Consider the following 17,570-nt stretch of genomic DNA (forward strand, 5'->3'; position numbering starts at 1 on the left):
TTAATATTATAGAATTATTTTAAATTTTTACCATTCTAAAATCTAAATTTTCGGGTGCTTCAACCTCCTTTCTTAATTTTTTTATAAGCTCATTATTAAATTCAATACCCTCTCTTTCAGATTTTAATTTTGCAATATATTCAAAATAAACATCTAATATATAATTTTCACCTTCTCTTATTGTTATCTGCTCCATATTAAATATCTTTTTAAGCTTTTCATACTCTTTTAAAGCCAGATAAGAACGAGCAGCATATACAGCAGTTTTCTCACAATATCCATATTTTTCGTATAATTGAATTATTTTGTTATATTTTTTTAATAAATCTAATAAATAAAAATATTCAACTATAAAAGCCTCATCTGCTTCTTTATTTCCAAATACATCAATAGATTTTTCCATATAATACAATGCTTTCTCATAATCTTTTTTATCTTTATAATATGTAGATATGTTTCTATATGCTATAGCAGTAGGTTTTATATCTATAGACTTTAACCATAATTCCAAAGCCTTATCTTCCATAAAGTTTTCATAATAAATAATACCTAAATGAACAAGTACAGCAGCATTCTTATTCTCACAGGATTCTAATAAATCTTTAAAATCCAACATATATGAAATAGGAGTATCTTCACTATCTAATTCATCTAAATATCCATTTTCCAAAAGATTAATCCACATCATACAATCTTCTTTTAATGAATCTTTAGGGAATTTTAAAGATTTAGGGGATTTATTTAAATTATACTTTTCTCTCCTTATATCCTCTAATGCTCCCCAACCTTTTCCGTAAGATAATATATTACTTATTGGCAAATCAGATTCTTCTGAATATTTTTTAATAAGATTATTCAAATGATTTTCATCCATATTTCTATTAACTATAGATTCAACTTTTTCTCTGGCTTTAGCATAATCTTCAGCAAATATGATATCATAATCATCTTTTAAATAATCAAAACTAAATGCCTGAACAAATTCTATTATACTGTTGGCATCCATATCAAAACCATTAACCTGAGTAGGCATTATACCCGCCTGAAGCTCAATATATTCTCCTTCATTTCCTCTTGATAAAAAGCTCTCCCATTTTCTTCCGCCCCTAAGATTACCCCAACAGAACATTTTTCTATATCTCAATTTATTAGTAGATCTTTCAAAGAATAGAAATCCATCATTATAAACAGCAGCCTCCCAAGGACTTATAGTTTTTTTACTAGTTTGAAAAAAATACTCACTTGAATATTCAAAGTTTAAAGGATAACTTCCGTCTTTAACAAAAGGAGTTTTAGGAAGTTTAGAAGCCCCAAATTTTTTAATAGAGTTTTCTGTAGAACCTACACTATCAGGATAAATATAAACTATATCATCTGTTGCAGAAAATACTCGGATATTTTTTTCTTCTCTAACCGCTATATTAGTCCACCAATACATAGGTTTTTTATAATTATCATCATTAATTATCTTTACATAAAGATATAAATTTTTATCCCCATCAATTAGTCTGAAATCCATTTGATAATATATTCTTTTAGTTCTTTCAAATTCATAAACTCTAAGAAATTCTTTATCATCTTTATCTTTAACTATAGCAAAAAATAAAGGCTCGCAAGTTTGTAAAGAATGCCCAAATTGAGAAACATTCCATTCTATTCCTCCAGAAAACCATGCATTCCTAGTGGCTAGATTGGCAGTTTGGAAAACAGGATTTTTAAATAGAATATCTTTTCCTGTTTCTTTATCTTCCATAGAATATAGTCTTGCCCCGTATCCGCATAAGAATACAGCTTTAATTTTATCATTTTCTATTACAACAGTATTTAATTTTATATTAGTTTTATTTCTATCATATCTATCCTGAAATTTATAAGGAAGCAATCTAAGCCCTATTTCATAACCAATATTTTCAATACTCTCTTCGGTTAAAGTTCCATCACTAATAATATGCTTATCTTTTTGTCTATCTCTGAATATGGGAAGCGGATTTTCCCCTTTTAATAAACTGCCTTCAATATCCAAATCAGAAGCATATATTTGCATTAAAATATCCTTTATATATATTAACCTTTTATTGCTCCACCTGTAACATTAGCGATAATTTTTTCAGAAAGTATTATATACAATATAAATGTAGGCAAAAATACTATAACAACAGCAGCAAACATACCAGCCCAATCCCCTGTATATCTCATAGACTGAATCATAGAGAATAAACCAACAGCAAGAGGTCTCATATTACTGCTATTAGCAAATATTAATGCCATAAAATATTCATTCCAAACAGTAATGAAATTAAATATTGTAACTGTTATTATTCCAGGCTGAGCTAAAGGAAGCATTATTATCCAAAAAGTTTTCATAGGACTGCATCCGTCTATAGCGGCAGCCTCCTCAAATGTAAAGGACAAACTCTTAAAAAATGTTATAAGAAAGAATACTGTAAATGGTATATTAATTCCTATATATAGAAATATTAATACCAATCTTGAGTTAGTCATTTTAAGAGATGTAACTATACCAAAAAGAGGCATAATAATCATAATAGCAGGTATTCCTAAAGCCATTACAAATATCTTTTGTATAGCACCATTAAATTTGAATGGAAATCTAGCTAATATATAAGCAGCAGGTGCCGACACAATTATTATACCAACACATGAAATTATAGTATAGATAAGAGAATTCAAAAAATATTTGGCTACATTATGAGTAACTAAGGCTTTAACATAATTTTCCGGGTGAAGTCCGTCTTTAAATAAAGTATTTTGGAATATATTAGGAGTAGTAGAAAAAGAAGCTAATATTATCCATCCTATAACCAAAAATGTAAAAGCACACCAAATAGATACTAATAAATATCCGGGCAGCAATCTAATTTGTTTATGTTTATCTTTCATAAAATAAATCCTTCAAAATTAAAACTCTAATTTCTTATCTTTAAATACTATATTAGTAACAGCAAAAGATATAACAATAATTAAAGTAAGTACAACTCCTACAGCAGCACCATTTCCTACATTTCTATCTATAATTACATTATTATTTGCCCCAAACACCTCTTGATACATATAAACCATAGGAGTAACAGTACCAGGCTCAGGAATTAAAGGCGAGAATAATTGAGACCATACAAAGAAACCAACTGCATTAATAGTCCATAAAACAACATTAGTTCTGATAACATCAGAAAGAAGAGGCAAAGTTATTTGGAAAAATTGCTGAAATGCATTTGCTCCGTCTATAGTAGCAGCCTCATAAAAGTCTGAAGGAATTCTTTCTATACCAGCCATAAATATAAGCATAAAGTAGCCAACCATACCAAAAGAATAAGCTATAACCAAAGCCATAAAAACATTCTCTGGGGAAGTCCATTGAAATTCAGCCAATTTTTCTATATGTAAAAAGCTGAATATATTTCTTAAAAGTCCGTATCTTGAATTATAAACATAGTGTATCCACATAGTAGCCATAGCAACAGCAGACACAACATTAGGCAAATATATAATAGACCTATAAAATGATTTAAATTTTACTCCTGAAGTAAGAATTACAGCAAAAAGAATGGCAAAGAAAAATATAATAATACCTCCTATAAGCCATATAAAAAATACATTTTTTAAAGATTGCATAAATACTTGACTATTCAAAAGGTTGCCGTAATTTCCTAAACCAACAAACTCCCATTCTGCAATTTTTGCAGATATAGAATCCATCTTAAAAAAACTCATTATAACAGTTTTTATAATAGGATAAAAAAAGATTAACAGATAAAGTAAAACTGCTGGAGCTAAAAACAGTATTATCATTGGTAATCTAGTTTTTTTTAGCATACTACACTCCTAAAAACCTTAAAATTATGATGTACCTCTAAACAGAAAATATTTAGAAGCACATCATATATATATACAAATTGAAATATTATTTTTTTACCTCTGCTATAAATTGTTCAGCAGTATTTTTACCTGTAAGAACGCCTGTAAATGCTGCTGTTATAATCGGAGTTTTATCAGGATTAAATTCTATACCGCCGGCCCAAGGATAGCAAGAACCTAATTTAGAGAATACTTCTTTAGCATCTGTTAATTGTTTAGGCCAATCTGTAGTATTAGCCATAGGAACACCGTAAGTTTTCTCTGCTAATTGTTTATCCCATTCCCCTGTAGTAAGATGAACTATTAATTGGAATACTTCTTCAGGATATTGAGTATTCTTATTAACTTGAAAAGATTGTCCGCCGTAATTCAAATCATAAAGACCGGATACTCCATTAGGAACTGTAGGATAAGCGAATTGTCCCCAAGGGAAATCAGGACCTGTTGTAGGCATAATTTCATTTACTAACCAAGTACCATTCAAGTACATAGATACTTCGCCGTTTGCTATTTCCTGCTGACCTTGAGGATATTTATTACCAGCAACATTAGGAGATATATAACCTAATTTATACATTTCTTCCCAATCTTTAGCAGCTTGTAAAACTGCCGGATCATCCCATAATCCCTCTTGTACTAATTTTTTTACCCAATCAGATCCTTTATATCTTGCAATTTGATAACCAATTATTACATCAACATAAGCATCATCTACAGTTATAGGTATAAATTCTGCTGCTTTTAATTTAGCACAAGCATCTTTAAACTCTGCCCAAGTTTCAGGAACTTTTGTAATACCTGCTTTAGCAAAATGGTCTTTATTATACATAATTAAAAAAGTAAATGGCTGATATGGTACAGCATAAAGTTTGCCGTCATCTGAAAAAGTTTTTCCTAAATCTAAAAGTGATTTTATTACAACATCTTGATATGCTTTTCCGTCAGTACCTTCATAACTTTTAGCAATATAATCATCTAAAGGCAATGCATATTTACCCCAAGTTCTTATAGTTCTTTCTAAATCTTCATCCCATATATCTATTGTTTGATTATTATCCAATGCCGGCTGTAAAGTTTTTCTAATTTCTCTACCGTTCCAGTTAACTTCAACAGTAATATCCGGATGTTTTTTCATAAAATCTTCTATAGCCGCTTTGATAACTTGTCCTTGCGGTTCTACCTCATTCCACATTGACCAGTATACTATTTTTTTCTTATTTGGATCATCTGCTTTACCGCAGGCAAATAATATAAACAATAAAAATACACTAGCCCCTAATAAAAATAACTTCTTCATTTTAGTCTCCTTAAATATATTAAAAACATAAAATGTTATATAATTTAGTAGTATAGTTAATATTTACCCATTGTCAAGTTTTTGTATTCTTATTTTTATATTAACTAATTTTTTATAATTATATTTCACATTTAGCATTGACAATAATACAATAAAGTTTAAACTATTTTATATATAAATATTAATTACGGAGGATTTATATGTTAAAAAAAGGTATAAATGTTTGGGCTTTTCCTGGAGGAACTCCTTATAAAGATATGTTCACAATTGCAAAAGATGCAGGTTTTGAAGGAATCGAATTAAGTCTTACAGAAGATGGACCTTTAGGATTAAAGAGTTCAGAAAAAGATATATTAGAAGTAAAAAAAATGGCTAATGATATGGGACTTCAAATTCATAGTTTTGCTTCTGATTTAGCTTGGGGCAATCCTCTTACATCTGAAAATGAAAAAATTAGAGAAAATGGCGTTAATAATATAAAAAGACAAATAGAAGTAGCTTCTATACTTGGTGCTGATACTATTCTTTTGGTACCCGGTTATGTAGGAGTTGATTTCATACCGGACAGCGAAGTTATTTATTATGAAGATGCTTATAAAAGAGCTAAAGAATGCATTTCTAAAACTGTAGAAACTGCTGAAAAATTTAAAGTTGCTATAGGGATAGAAAATGTTTGGAATAAATTCTTAATTTCTGCTATGGAAATGAAAAACTTTATAGATGAATTCAAAAGCGATTATGTAGGTTCATATTTTGATGTAGGTAATGTAATTTATATGGGTTATCCTGAACAATGGATAAAAGTTCTTGGAAAAAGAATTAAAAAAGTACATTTCAAAGATTATAGAAGAGCTGTAGGCACTTTAGACGGATTTGTTGATTTACTTGCAGGAGATGTTAACTATCCTGATGTTGTTGCTGCTTTAAATGAAATTGGATATGACAGTTTCTGTACTGCTGAAATGATTCCGCCTTATAAATATTACCCATATCAGATAATATACAATACTTCTGCTTCTATGGATGCTATTCTTGGAAGAAAGAAATTCCCTTGCTGATTGTTTTAATTATAAAAATTAGGAGAAGTTCATGGTAGCTATAATTGGCGGAGGATTTATAAGTAATATACATGCTCAATGTTATAAAAATCTAGATGTACAAATAGAGGCTATTGCTGATATAAGCGAAGAAGTAAGAAACAATTTTGCATCTAAATTTAACTGTAAAGCTTATGAATCTGCTGAAAAAATGCTTGAAGAAATATCTGATAAAATAGAAATAGTAGATATATGTGCACCAACTTTTTTACATGAAGAAATGATTGAACTTGCATATAAATATAACAAACATATTATATGCGAAAAACCTCTATCTATTCATTTAAATAAAGTTGATGAGATAATATCTAAATTTAAAAATTCTGACAAATATTTAATGACAGCACAGGTAATAAGGTTTTGGCCTGAATATGTAAAAATTAAAGAATGGATAGATAATGGAACATTAGGAAATATAAAATTAGTATCTGCCAAAAGATTAGCTCAGCATCCGAAAAGTAAATGGTTTTATGATCCTTCTAAAAGCGGAGGCGGTATATTTGAGCTTCATATACATGATACAGATTTTTTATGCTATTTATTTGGAGATGTAAAAGAAGTATATGCCAACGGATCTCAAGATGAAAATAAATCTTGGGATTTTATAAACAGTTCTATAAAATTCAAAAACGGTGTGAGTGCGGTTTCGCAAGGAGCTTTCGGAATTACTGAAAATTATCCATTCACTGCTAATTTTAAAGTAATAGGAGATAAAGGAACTGCTGAATTCAATCTTTCTGCCGGCGTTAATCTTGACAGCGGAAGTACAAACAGTTTGACACTCTATAGAAATGGACATGAACCTATTGTAGAAAATGTCGGAAATAGAGATGCTTATGAAATAGAATTAGAATATTTTATTAACTGTGTGAAAAATAAAACTTATCCTGATACTGTTAATTTGGATTCTATTAGAAAATCTATAGAAACGACTATTAATCTAATAAAATCTTTAGAAACTGGAAATGTTATAAAATATTGATAATCTTTATTAAGGAGTAAAAAATGGTAAAAGTGGCAATAGTAGGCGGCGGTTTTATGGGTACAACTCATGCCAAAGGATATAAAAATATTGGTGTAGAAATTGTTGCTATTGCTGATATAGATAAAAAAGCAAAAGAAGACTTTATGAAAACTTATAATTGTAAAGGATTCGATACTGCTCAAAGTATGATGGAAGCAATACATTCTGAAATAGATTTTCTAGATGTATGCATACCAACTTATCAGCATGAAGAAATGGTTTTACTTGCAGCTAAATATAATAAGCATGTATTAAGTGAAAAGCCATTTGCTTTGACTTTAGAAGCTATAGACAATATGCTTGACGCTGCTCAAAAAGCTAACAGCATATTTATGATAGGACAGGTACTGCATTTCTGGCCTGAATATGCTAAAATTAAAGAATGGGTTGATCAAGGCATATTCGGAGAAATTAAATTAGCTACTGCGGTAAGACTTGGTCAGCACCCTGTAAGCGAATGGTATGGAGATCCGAAAAAAAGCGGAGGCGGTATATATGACTTGCATGTACATGATATAGATTTCTTATGCTATTTATTTGGAGATGTAAAAGAAGTATATGCTACAGGAAAAAAAGCTAGAAAAGATTCTTGGAATTTTGTTGACAGTACATTGAGATTCAAAAATGGTGTAAATGCAACTGCTCAGGCGGCTTTCGGTATTACTGATAATTATCCTTTCTCTATGAATTTAAGAATAGTAGGAGAAAAAGCTACAGCTGAATTTTCATTCTCAGCAGGATTTAATTTAGAAGATATAGCTTCTGCAAGAAATTCTTTAATTTTATATAGAAACGGAGAACAGCCTCATCAGGAACCACCAAGCACAAGAGACCCTTATGAAATAGAAGTAGAATATTTTGCAAATTGCGTTAAAGAAGGCAAGCAGCCTGAAATTGTAAAACCTAAAGAAGTAAAAAAATCTATACAAGCTATTTTAGCTTTGATTAAATCATTAGAAACAGGTCAGGTAGTTAAAATATAATATCTGATTTTAATAAAAAATAGGGGCTTTACAATAAAGTCCCTATTTTATTTTTTATTTATATTACAAATTTTTTAAATTCATTTGCAAGTTCATTAGCATTAGTGCCAACAACTATATGAATCTCATTATCATTTATCTTTTCAACAGCCGGAAAATATTTCTTTATACTTTCAATATCAACTTTATTAATATCTTTTATTTCTAGTCTTAATCTAGTGGCACAATTACTTACTTTAGTTATATTTTCTATTCCGCCGACTAATGGAAGAAGCAATGCTGTTTTTACACTTTGGCTTTCTAATAGTTTTTCTAAATCCTTAGCAAGCTCGCTTACAGAAGTTCCGACTATTATATGCAATTCTGTATCACTTATCTTTTGCACAGCAGGATAATATTTTTTTATCTCTTCAATATTTGCTTTATTAACATCTTTTAAAGTAAGCCTTAATCTAGTAGCACAATTATTAACTTTTAATATATTATCTATTCCTCCAAGCAAAGGAATAAGCATTAATGCATCATTAGCATAAGTCATATTTTGATTATTAGTTTCATAAGAAGTAAGCAACTTTTCTAAATCCTCAGCAAGATCCCTTACAGAAGTTCCGACTATTATATGCACTTCTTTATCGCTTATCTTTTGTACTGCAGGATAATATTTTTTTATCTCCTCAGCATTAACCTTATCAGCATCTTTAACCTCAAGTCTTAATCTAGTAGCACAATTATTTACTTTCACTATATTTTCTCTGCCTCCAATCAAAGGAAGAAGAGTCATAGCCATATTAGAAGGATCATCATCAAAAGCTAATATTCTCTCTAAAGATTCAGCTAGTTCGCTGGCATTTGTACCAACTATAATATGTACTTCTGTATTACTTATTTTCTGCACTGCAGGATAATATTTTTTTATATCTTCAGCATTTACTTTATCAGCATCTTTAACCTCAAGTCTTAATCTAGTAGCACAATTATTTACTTTTACTATATTTTCTCTTCCGCCAAGTAAATTCATAGGAAGTATAAACTTTATATCTTTTTTATTTGAATGCATCATTAAACCTCTATAATTATAATATATAATACTAACACAATATTTATTTTATTTCTAGTAATAAAAAAGGCCTGCAATAATAAAATACTGCAAGCCTCATATCAATCAATAAATTAAATTATTTATTAACTAATTTTTTAAACTCATCTGCCAAGAATTGAACATCAGTACCTACTATAACCTGCACAGAAGTTTTTCCCGGTTTTAATACTCCAGGGAAAGATTTCTTAATTTCAGCATCTTTTATTATACTATTATCTTTTACTTCTAATCTCAATCTTGTAGCACAGTTATCAACATTAACTATATTCTCAACACCGCCTAATAGAGGAAGCAAAAGAATAGCTTTATCAGCATAAGATTTATTAGAAACACCTAAACTTACACCAGCATCAGAATCATCATCTTCTCTTCCAGGAGTTTTCAAATCAAATTTTCTAATAGCAAAATCGAATATAACAAAATATAATACAAAGAATACTAAACCTTGTACTACCAACATATACCAATTAACAGCTAACGGATTTCTAGTAGAAAGAACTAAATCTATAAAACCAGCAGAGAATCCGAAACCAGCCATCCATTTCATACTAGCAGCAATAATCAATGATATACAAGTTAATGCAGCATGTACTAAATATAAAACAGGAGCAACAAACATAAATGAGAATTCTATAGGTTCTGTAACACCTGTAAAAAAGCTGGCAAAAGCAGCTGCTAACATTATAGATCTGATATTAGCTCTGTTTTCAGGCTTAGCATTTTTAATGAATGCCAAACAAGCACCTACTAATCCGAACATCATAATAGGGAAGAATCCTGCCTGATACATACCTGTTTGTCCTATAATAGCTTTTCCTGCATCTATAGAAGCCTGACCGCCTAAGAAATTAGGTATATCATTAATACCGGCAACATCAAACCAGAATACAGAGTTAAGAGCATGGTGCAAACCAACAGGGATTAATAATCTATTAAAGAAACCATAAATACCTGCTCCTATAGGACCAAGACCTATTATAGCTTCACCAAATCCTACTAAAGCTCCGTAAACAACAGGCCAAATAAGCATTAAAATAAAAGAAACAACCATCATAACTACAGAAGTTACTATAGGTACAAATCTTCTTCCGCTGAAGAATGCTAAAAATTTAGGAAGTTCTACATTCCAGAATTTATTATATAAAGCACCCGCAATAACTCCGCAAAGTATACCTATAAATTGGTTATTGATTTTAGCAAAACCAGGAGCTACATCAGCAACATCTTTACTTTGAATCATAGCTACTGTTGCAGGAGCTAAAAGAGTTGTAACAACGAGGAAAGCAACCAAACCAGCTAGAGCAGCAGCACCATTTCTATCATTAGACATACCGAACGCAACACCAATAGCAAAAAGTATAGGCATATTGTCTATAATAGAGCCGCCTGCTTTAATGAAAAATGCTGCAACAGGGCTTTGAGCACCCCAGCCATTTGGGTCAATCCAATAACCTATTCCCAAAAGAATAGCTGCAGCTGGTAATACAGCAACCGGAACCATTAGGGACTTACCTATTCTTTGTAGATAATTAAACATATATCCTCCATAAAAATTAAAAAAAAATTATTTTACATATATTACATAGTATAATACTTATTTATGATATTATCAAGTATAACACAATTTATTCATTATCTTTTTACAAGTTTTTGATGCTATGAAGATAAAAATAACCATTACAATATTTTTTAGCATAAAGTTATTTACTTTATACTCATTTGTGATAAAATAAAAATAAAGTTATTTAGCGGAGGTATTTATATATGGGATTATTCTCTAAAAAAATCGAAATAAAAAGTCCGATAAAAGGTAAATTAGTAGATGTTACAGAAGTAAAAGATGAAGCTTTTTCTACAAAAGCACTTGGAGACGGAATGGCTATCATACCAGATGAAGGAAAAGTATACTCGCCTATTGACGGTGAAGTTATAACAATGGTTGATAGTAATCATGCTATAGGTTTGTCTTCAAAAGGAGTAGAAATACTTATACACATTGGAATGGATACTGTAAAATTAGGCGGTAAACATTTTAAAGCACATGTAAAAGAAGGAGATAAAGTTAAAGTCGGAACTTTGCTTATAGAATTTGACAAAGAAGAAGTAGAAAAAGAATATGATATTACTTCTCCTGTTATAATACCTAATTTCTCTGAATTAAAATCATTAACTAAAACAGAACCTAGAAATGTTTTAGAAGGTGATGTCATAATGATTGCTGTTAAATAAAAAAATCATATTTAAGTTATTACTAGAGGAGTAATAAAAAACTCCTCTTTTTATTCTTTATTATCTTTAACATTTTCTTTTAATTTTCTATAAAGAGTGGCTCTTTCAATTCCAAGTATTTTCGCAACTTGAGCCTTATTAAAATTATTATTGCTAAGCAAATGATTAATATACATTCTTTCAAGTTCATCTAATGTAACATCATTTTCAACTACAAAATTGCTGCTGCTATTTTTCAAAGCCCAATCCGGTATATTGCTCTCATCAATTTTTCCGTCTTTACACATAACAACCATAGTTTCTATTGTGTTTCTAAGCTCTCTTACATTTCCTTCCCATTGCAATGAAGATAATATTTTATAAACTTTCTTATCAACTGATTTTATTTCTATAGAATGTACCTTTGAAAACTCTTTTATAAAATTATCTATCAAAAGCGGTATATCTTCCCTTCTCTCTCTAAGAGGAGGCATTTCTATTTTTATAACATTAAGTCTGTAATATAAATCCTCTCTAAACTTACCCTCTTTTATCTCCTCTGATAATTTTTTATTTGTAGCAGCAATTACTCTAATATCAACTTCAATAGGAGTATTAGAACCTACCCTTTCTATAACTCTTTCCTCTAATACCCTCAATAATTTAACTTGTACAATCTGATTAATCTCACCTATTTCATCTAAAAATATAGTGCCTTTATTAGCCGCTTCAAATCTACCGATTTTTCTGTCAATAGCCCCTGTAAAAGAACCCTTTTCATGTCCGAATAATTCGCTTTCCAAAACACCCTCTGAAAGTGCCGCACAGTTTACGGTTATATAAGGCTGTTTAGCTCTGTCTGATATTTTATGAATTGCATTAGCAACTAATTCCTTACCTGTTCCGCTCTCGCCTTCTATCAATACAGTAGCTTTAGTTCTTGCCACCTGCTTTACTGCCTCATAAACTTTTAATATCTTAGGACTATGCCCTATCATACCGTAAAAACTTTCATGATAATCCACTCTGCTTTCAAGAGTTTCATTAGTTTTCTTAATATTTTTACTTTCTAAAGCCCTAGCTATGATAAGAAGCATTTTATCAAGATTAAAAGGCTTTGTCATAAAATCATAAGCACCAAGCCTCATCATCTCAACTGCGGTTTCAACATTTCCATGCCCCGTTAATACTATAACAGGTATATGCTTATCAAAATCTAAAATATCTTTTAAAAATTCTTCTCCTGTTTTTTCAGGCATTTTTAAATCAGTTATAACTAAATCTATACCGCCCTTATAAACAATTTCTATACCCTTCTCACCGTTTTCAGCTGTTACAACTTCATAACCTTCAAATTCTAATGATTTTTTAATACCATCTCTTATATTTTTCTCATCATCTATTACTAATATCTTAGGCATAATTTATAAATCCGTTTTTAAAAATTTTTGATTTTCCTGCTGTAAAGGCAGCTTTATAATAAACTCACTCCCCTTCCCATATTCGCTTTCTATAGTTACATTTCCATTATGTGCTTCTATTATGCGAACTACATTTGTAAGTCCGAGTCCTGTACCATGTCTTTTAGTGGTAAAATAAGGCTCAAATATTTTTCCAAGATCTTCTTCTTTTATTCCAATACCAGTGTCTTTTATGCTTATTACCGCATAATTATCAATAGTTTTAAGCTTTATAAAAATCTCTTTTTTCTTATCATCTGCATTATCACCCATAGCATCTATAGCATTTTGTATTATGTTAATTAAAGACTGCTTTATGTATTTCTCATCTAATTTTAATATGAGATTATCTTTATCAAATTTTATATCAATATTAACATTATTTTTTTCTATTTCATACTTTAAAAAAGCAACTGTAGATAAAATAACTTCATTAATATTCACATCCTCAATATTAATCTCCAATTTTCGTACAGAAAACAAAAATGAATTAATAGTCTCTTCAAGTCTGCCTATCTCTTCTTTAATAATATCAGAATACTCTTTAAAATCCTTATAGCATTGGCATTCATTATCCATATTCTTTTTTATTATCTTATCTATAAGCTGTACATATATAGAAATAGAACCAAGAGGATTTTTTATTTCATGAGCAACTCCTGCGGCAAGTGTTGTAAGAGAAGCTAATTGTTCTGCTCTTTTAAGTTTCTGCGTACTCTCATAAGTTTTAGTTATATCCGATGCTTTTATAAGAGTACCTATAATTCTTCCGCTGTCTCCTATAGGAAGTATATCAATTTGAAGTATTCTTTCATTATCATTATCTTTTAATAATTTAGTTTCGCTGTCATTATTATTGATAAGCTCAAATATAGTTTTTAATATATCATTAGAATTAATATATTTTGAAATAAGTTTACCCTCAGCATTTCTGGGTATTGAAAATAGAAAGCATGCCTTTTTATTAATTCCTTGTATAATAAATCTATTATCTATTGCTATTATACCCTCTTCAAGATTCTCTATAATAACATTCTGAGAATACAAAAGAGTAGATAATCTTTGAATAACATTCTTTTTTTCATTATCAGAAACTTTATCGAAATTCTGCAAAATTTTATCAACAAATTGATTAGTTCTATTCATTTTATAGAGTATATTAAAAATAAAAAAAACTTCAATACTATAAATTAAAATTATGAAGCAAATGACAGTTCTTTAATCAAAGCACTAGGTGCATATATAGATGAATGATTATAATCCGTATCATTGGCAAGCATCTCTACATTGCTCAAAAGCTCTAATATATTGCCTGAAACAATGAAAGGACTTGCCGTATAAGATAATTTACCATTTTCTATTTTTATGCCTTCGGCCTGTAAAGAAAAATCTCCGCTTATAGCATTAACTCCTGCATGAGTTCCTGTCAAAGAATTAACTAATACTCCATTTTGAATTTGAGAAATAAGTTCTTCCTGAGTATTATTGCCATTCTCCAAAATAAAATTATGACATGATATTCCTATTGAAGTTTTAAATCCTCTTGAAGCATGAGAAGTTGTTTTTACTCCGTCTTTCTTAGCGGTATAATTATTGTATAAATAACTATTTAAAACCCCGTTAGTTATTATATTTAAATCCTTAGTTTTAGAGCCTTCTCCGTCAAAATTTGTATTTGCCAAACCTCTCTCATACAAAGGAATATCTTTAATATTTATAATATCGCTTGCTATTTTTTGATTTAATTTACCCTGAAGAAGAGATAGTTTTTTCTGAACTGCCTCAGAAGAAAATAAGCCTAAATAAGAACCTATAATTGTTCTCATAGCTTTATTTGTAAATACAGTTTTATATTTTCCGCTTTCTATAGGTTTTGCAGATAATTTGTTTACTGCATTATCAACTATATTCTTTGCAAAAACATCAATATCAAAAACAGTATTCATTGAATAATAAACATCAAAAAAAGTTTTTACTGTATTGCTTTCCTTCGCTATTACTTCGCCGTAGTATGATATACTGTTTTTCTTCTCTTCTTTACATATACCATTACTATTTATTATACATTTAGTAAAATTATATCTTGCTAATCCTGCAGAAGGAACATTAACAATTCTATTATCTATAGAATATAATTTATCTTCTATAGATAATGAAATTTCTTTAAGTTTATCATTGGATAAATTAACTATATCATTATTAATCATATCATAACTTTTTTCATCTTCATCTTTATCTATAAGTTTATTATATTCTTTTTCAGAATCAGCATACTGCAATGAAGTTTTTGCATTATTAATAAGAGCATCTATATTTATATTAGAACTTATCTTCTCTGTAAAACTTATTCCAACTTTTCCATCTTTAATCAATCTTAATCCTATACCTCCGGATTCGGCATAGGTATATTTGTCTAAATCTTTTTCTCTTACGGAAAACTCTTCTTCTCCGCTTACTGACATATAAATTTCTATTTCATCAATATCTTTTGCCTTATTTTTTATATCATTATATATTTCTTTTATTCTATCCATTCTATTCATAAAACTATTTTCTGACATTTATCTTCCTCCCACAGTAAGCTCTTTAACTTTAATAGCCGGCTGTCCCACAGTAGTAGGCACAGATCCTGAAATACTTCCGCATATACCATCAGCTAATTCTAAATTTGATGAAACAGCTTCTATATTCATAAGAGTTTCGTCTCCTCGTCCTATAAGCGTAGCACCTCTTACGGCTTCAGTAATTTTACCATTCTCTATCAAATAACCTTCAGAAACAGCAAAGTTATAATCTGTTGTAGCAGGATCCACTGAACCGCCGCCCATTTTTTTAGCATAAAGTCCATACTCTATTCCTGATATAAGCTCATCAAAACTCGAATTACCTTTATCTATAAATGTATTTCTCATTCTTGAAGTAGGAGGATATTTATAATTTTCCCTCCTAGCACTTCCTGTTATTTTCTGATTCATCTTCATAGAACCAAGCTCATCAACCAAATAGCTTTTTAATATACCTTTCTCTATTAAAACTGTTCTTTGTGCCTCATTACCTTCATCATCAATATTGTAGCTGCCCCAAGCATTTTTTATAGTTCCGTCATCTACTGCGGTAACAACATCTGAAGCAATTTTCTCACCTAATTTATTGCAGAATACGCTGGCATTATCAGCAACAGATGTAGCCTCTAAAGCATGTCCGCAAGCCTCATGGAATATTACACCGCCGAATGCATTATCTATTACAACAGGATATTTTCCGGATTTAGGATATTTAGAATTAAGCATCTTTATAGCAGAATTTGCTATTTCTACTGCCATATCTTCCAAATTAATATCCTTTATAACTTGAAATCCGTCTAATGCTCCTTTTGTTCTGCGGGCTGTCTGAGTGTTTGCTCCGTCGCTAGCCATAGCCATCATAACAAGTCTTATATATGTTTGAGAATCTTCTTTTAATATTCCATTGCTTGCACATACTAAAATATTTCTTTGCTTTTCTGAGTACATCGCATTCACTTGTTTTATTTTATCTGATACTCCTCTTGATGTTTTATCCAAATATGAAAGCACTTCTATCTTTTCATTGAAATTTACATCGAAAGGATTTATATGCAATGGGTGATTATCTTTTTCTTTTGACTGAATAAAGTCTTTAACTATATACTTCTTATCATTTACAATAGAAGAAGCCGATTTTGCCAAATTAATTAAACTGTCATTACTTGTATCATTAGAATACAAATATATTGTTTTTTTATTAACTATAATCCTTAATCCGACACCATAATTGTTTCCAAGACTCATATCATCAACTTTTGAATCTAAATAACTTATTGAATTGACTTTAGTATCTTCAAAAAATAAATCAGCATAATCTCCGCCATTTTTTAAAGCCTCTTCCAACACCGTATGCAAAAAATTTTCATCAAAATTAAAATATTTCATTTATTCTCCTTTATTGATTACTAGCTCTATAGCCTCTTTTCCTGTCATATATTCTATTTGAAGCTCTAGAATATAAAAAGCATCGTACTCTTTATCAATTATATTATTCCTGTTTAATTCACTATCATTGGGATAATATTTCATTGCAAGTTTTTCAATAGCTTTTCTTTTTTTATTATCATATTCAATTATAAAAGCTTTACCAAAAATAATAACACTTCTATAATAAGTTGTATATTCTTTAGGTTTTATATCATCTTTTTCTATGACGCAAAAAGAAACTTTATTATTATTTTTTAAAGCATCTAATTTATATCCGCTTTTAGCTATATGAAAAAATATTTTATTATCATCATATACATAACTTAAAGGAACAGCATAAGGATAATCATCATCTCCTGATACAGCTAATACTCCGGAACTGCATTTTTCTAATATTGAAATGCTTTGTGAATTTGATAATAACTGATTTTTCCTTCTCATCTCTCTAAACATACTCAATATTATATATATTAATAAAAAAATAATCAAATTGACAAGTATTTTATTATCATATAATATATAATATAAACAATA

Annotated in this window: 15 protein-coding genes; 4 read left to right on the forward strand and 11 right to left on the reverse strand. The window is 29.6% G+C overall.

Annotated features, from left to right (window positions below; all coding sequences use genetic code 11):
• Positions 1-19: 19 nt before the first annotated feature.
• The 4 genes from BHAMNSH16_RS01110 to BHAMNSH16_RS01125 all read right to left on the reverse strand — a co-directional run bounded on the left by BHAMNSH16_RS01110 (position 20) and on the right by BHAMNSH16_RS01125 (position 5,173).
• Positions 20-2,044: a DUF5107 domain-containing protein gene (locus BHAMNSH16_RS01110; protein WP_069732165.1), complete on the reverse strand. Its 2,025-nt coding sequence runs from the start codon at positions 2,042-2,044 to the stop codon at positions 20-22.
• Between the two features lie 20 nt (positions 2,045-2,064).
• On the reverse strand, positions 2,065-2,901 hold the full coding sequence (locus tag BHAMNSH16_RS01115; protein WP_008727399.1) for a carbohydrate ABC transporter permease: 837 nt from the start codon (positions 2,899-2,901) through the stop codon (positions 2,065-2,067).
• Between the two features lie 18 nt (positions 2,902-2,919).
• Positions 2,920-3,834, reverse strand: a complete 915-nt coding sequence (locus BHAMNSH16_RS01120) for a carbohydrate ABC transporter permease (RefSeq protein ID WP_008727398.1) — start codon at positions 3,832-3,834, stop codon at positions 2,920-2,922.
• Between the two features lie 88 nt (positions 3,835-3,922).
• Positions 3,923-5,173 carry an ABC transporter substrate-binding protein gene (locus BHAMNSH16_RS01125; protein ID WP_008727396.1) on the reverse strand — a complete coding sequence of 417 codons (1,251 nt, stop codon included), beginning with the start codon at positions 5,171-5,173 and terminating at the stop codon, positions 3,923-3,925.
• Between the two features lie 200 nt (positions 5,174-5,373).
• On the opposite strand from BHAMNSH16_RS01125, the gene BHAMNSH16_RS01130 reads away from it, so the two are divergent.
• Genes BHAMNSH16_RS01130 through BHAMNSH16_RS01140 form a run of 3 tightly spaced genes read left to right on the forward strand, consistent with a single transcriptional unit; the run spans position 5,374 to position 8,277 of the window.
• On the forward strand, positions 5,374-6,231 hold the full coding sequence (locus tag BHAMNSH16_RS01130; RefSeq protein ID WP_008727393.1) for a sugar phosphate isomerase/epimerase family protein: 858 nt from the start codon (positions 5,374-5,376) through the stop codon (positions 6,229-6,231).
• 31 nt (positions 6,232-6,262) lie between these two features.
• Positions 6,263-7,252, forward strand: a complete 990-nt coding sequence (locus BHAMNSH16_RS01135; protein ID WP_008727391.1) for a Gfo/Idh/MocA family protein — start codon at positions 6,263-6,265, stop codon at positions 7,250-7,252.
• Positions 7,253-7,275: 23 nt separating this feature from the next.
• The gene (locus BHAMNSH16_RS01140; RefSeq protein WP_008727389.1) at positions 7,276-8,277 is read left to right on the forward strand and encodes a Gfo/Idh/MocA family protein; all 1,002 of its coding nucleotides are present in this window, start codon (positions 7,276-7,278) and stop codon (positions 8,275-8,277) included.
• A 58-nt stretch (positions 8,278-8,335) separates the two neighbouring features.
• Here BHAMNSH16_RS01140 and BHAMNSH16_RS01145 read toward each other — a convergent pair whose 3' ends face one another.
• Together BHAMNSH16_RS01145 and nagE are read right to left on the reverse strand one after the other, a co-directional pair.
• On the reverse strand, positions 8,336-9,337 hold the full coding sequence (locus BHAMNSH16_RS01145; protein ID WP_241033632.1) for a PTS sugar transporter subunit IIB: 1,002 nt from the start codon (positions 9,335-9,337) through the stop codon (positions 8,336-8,338).
• 115 nt (positions 9,338-9,452) lie between these two features.
• On the reverse strand, positions 9,453-10,913 hold the full coding sequence (gene nagE, locus BHAMNSH16_RS01150) for an N-acetylglucosamine-specific PTS transporter subunit IIBC (protein ID WP_039953960.1): 1,461 nt from the start codon (positions 10,911-10,913) through the stop codon (positions 9,453-9,455).
• Positions 10,914-11,140: 227 nt separating this feature from the next.
• On the opposite strand from nagE, the gene BHAMNSH16_RS01155 reads away from it, so the two are divergent.
• Positions 11,141-11,605 carry a PTS sugar transporter subunit IIA gene (locus BHAMNSH16_RS01155; RefSeq protein ID WP_008727384.1) on the forward strand — a complete coding sequence of 155 codons (465 nt, stop codon included), beginning with the start codon at positions 11,141-11,143 and terminating at the stop codon, positions 11,603-11,605.
• A gap of 50 nt (positions 11,606-11,655) precedes the next feature.
• Here the strand turns inward: BHAMNSH16_RS01155 and BHAMNSH16_RS01160 are convergent, their stop codons facing one another.
• Genes BHAMNSH16_RS01160 through BHAMNSH16_RS01180 form a run of 5 tightly spaced genes read right to left on the reverse strand, consistent with a single transcriptional unit; the run spans position 11,656 to position 17,489 of the window.
• The gene (locus BHAMNSH16_RS01160) at positions 11,656-13,005 is read right to left on the reverse strand and encodes a sigma-54-dependent transcriptional regulator (RefSeq protein WP_008727383.1); all 1,350 of its coding nucleotides are present in this window, start codon (positions 13,003-13,005) and stop codon (positions 11,656-11,658) included.
• Positions 13,006-13,008: 3 nt separating this feature from the next.
• A complete protein-coding gene (locus BHAMNSH16_RS01165) occupies positions 13,009-14,190 on the reverse strand; it encodes a two-component system sensor histidine kinase NtrB (protein ID WP_008727381.1) in 1,182 nt (393 codons plus the stop codon).
• Between the two features lie 50 nt (positions 14,191-14,240).
• Positions 14,241-15,605, reverse strand: coding sequence for a TldD/PmbA family protein (locus BHAMNSH16_RS01170; protein WP_069732164.1), 1,365 nt, complete (start codon positions 15,603-15,605; stop codon positions 14,241-14,243).
• On the reverse strand, positions 15,606-16,994 hold the full coding sequence (locus BHAMNSH16_RS01175; protein ID WP_008727378.1) for a TldD/PmbA family protein: 1,389 nt from the start codon (positions 16,992-16,994) through the stop codon (positions 15,606-15,608).
• On the reverse strand, positions 16,995-17,489 hold the full coding sequence (locus BHAMNSH16_RS01180) for a pyridoxamine 5'-phosphate oxidase family protein (RefSeq protein ID WP_069732163.1): 495 nt from the start codon (positions 17,487-17,489) through the stop codon (positions 16,995-16,997).
• Between the last annotated feature and the right edge of the window lie 81 nt (positions 17,490-17,570).

Origin of the sequence: Brachyspira hampsonii (assembly GCF_002214805.1) — a bacterium.
Classification (GTDB): domain Bacteria; phylum Spirochaetota; class Brachyspiria; order Brachyspirales; family Brachyspiraceae; genus Brachyspira; species Brachyspira hampsonii.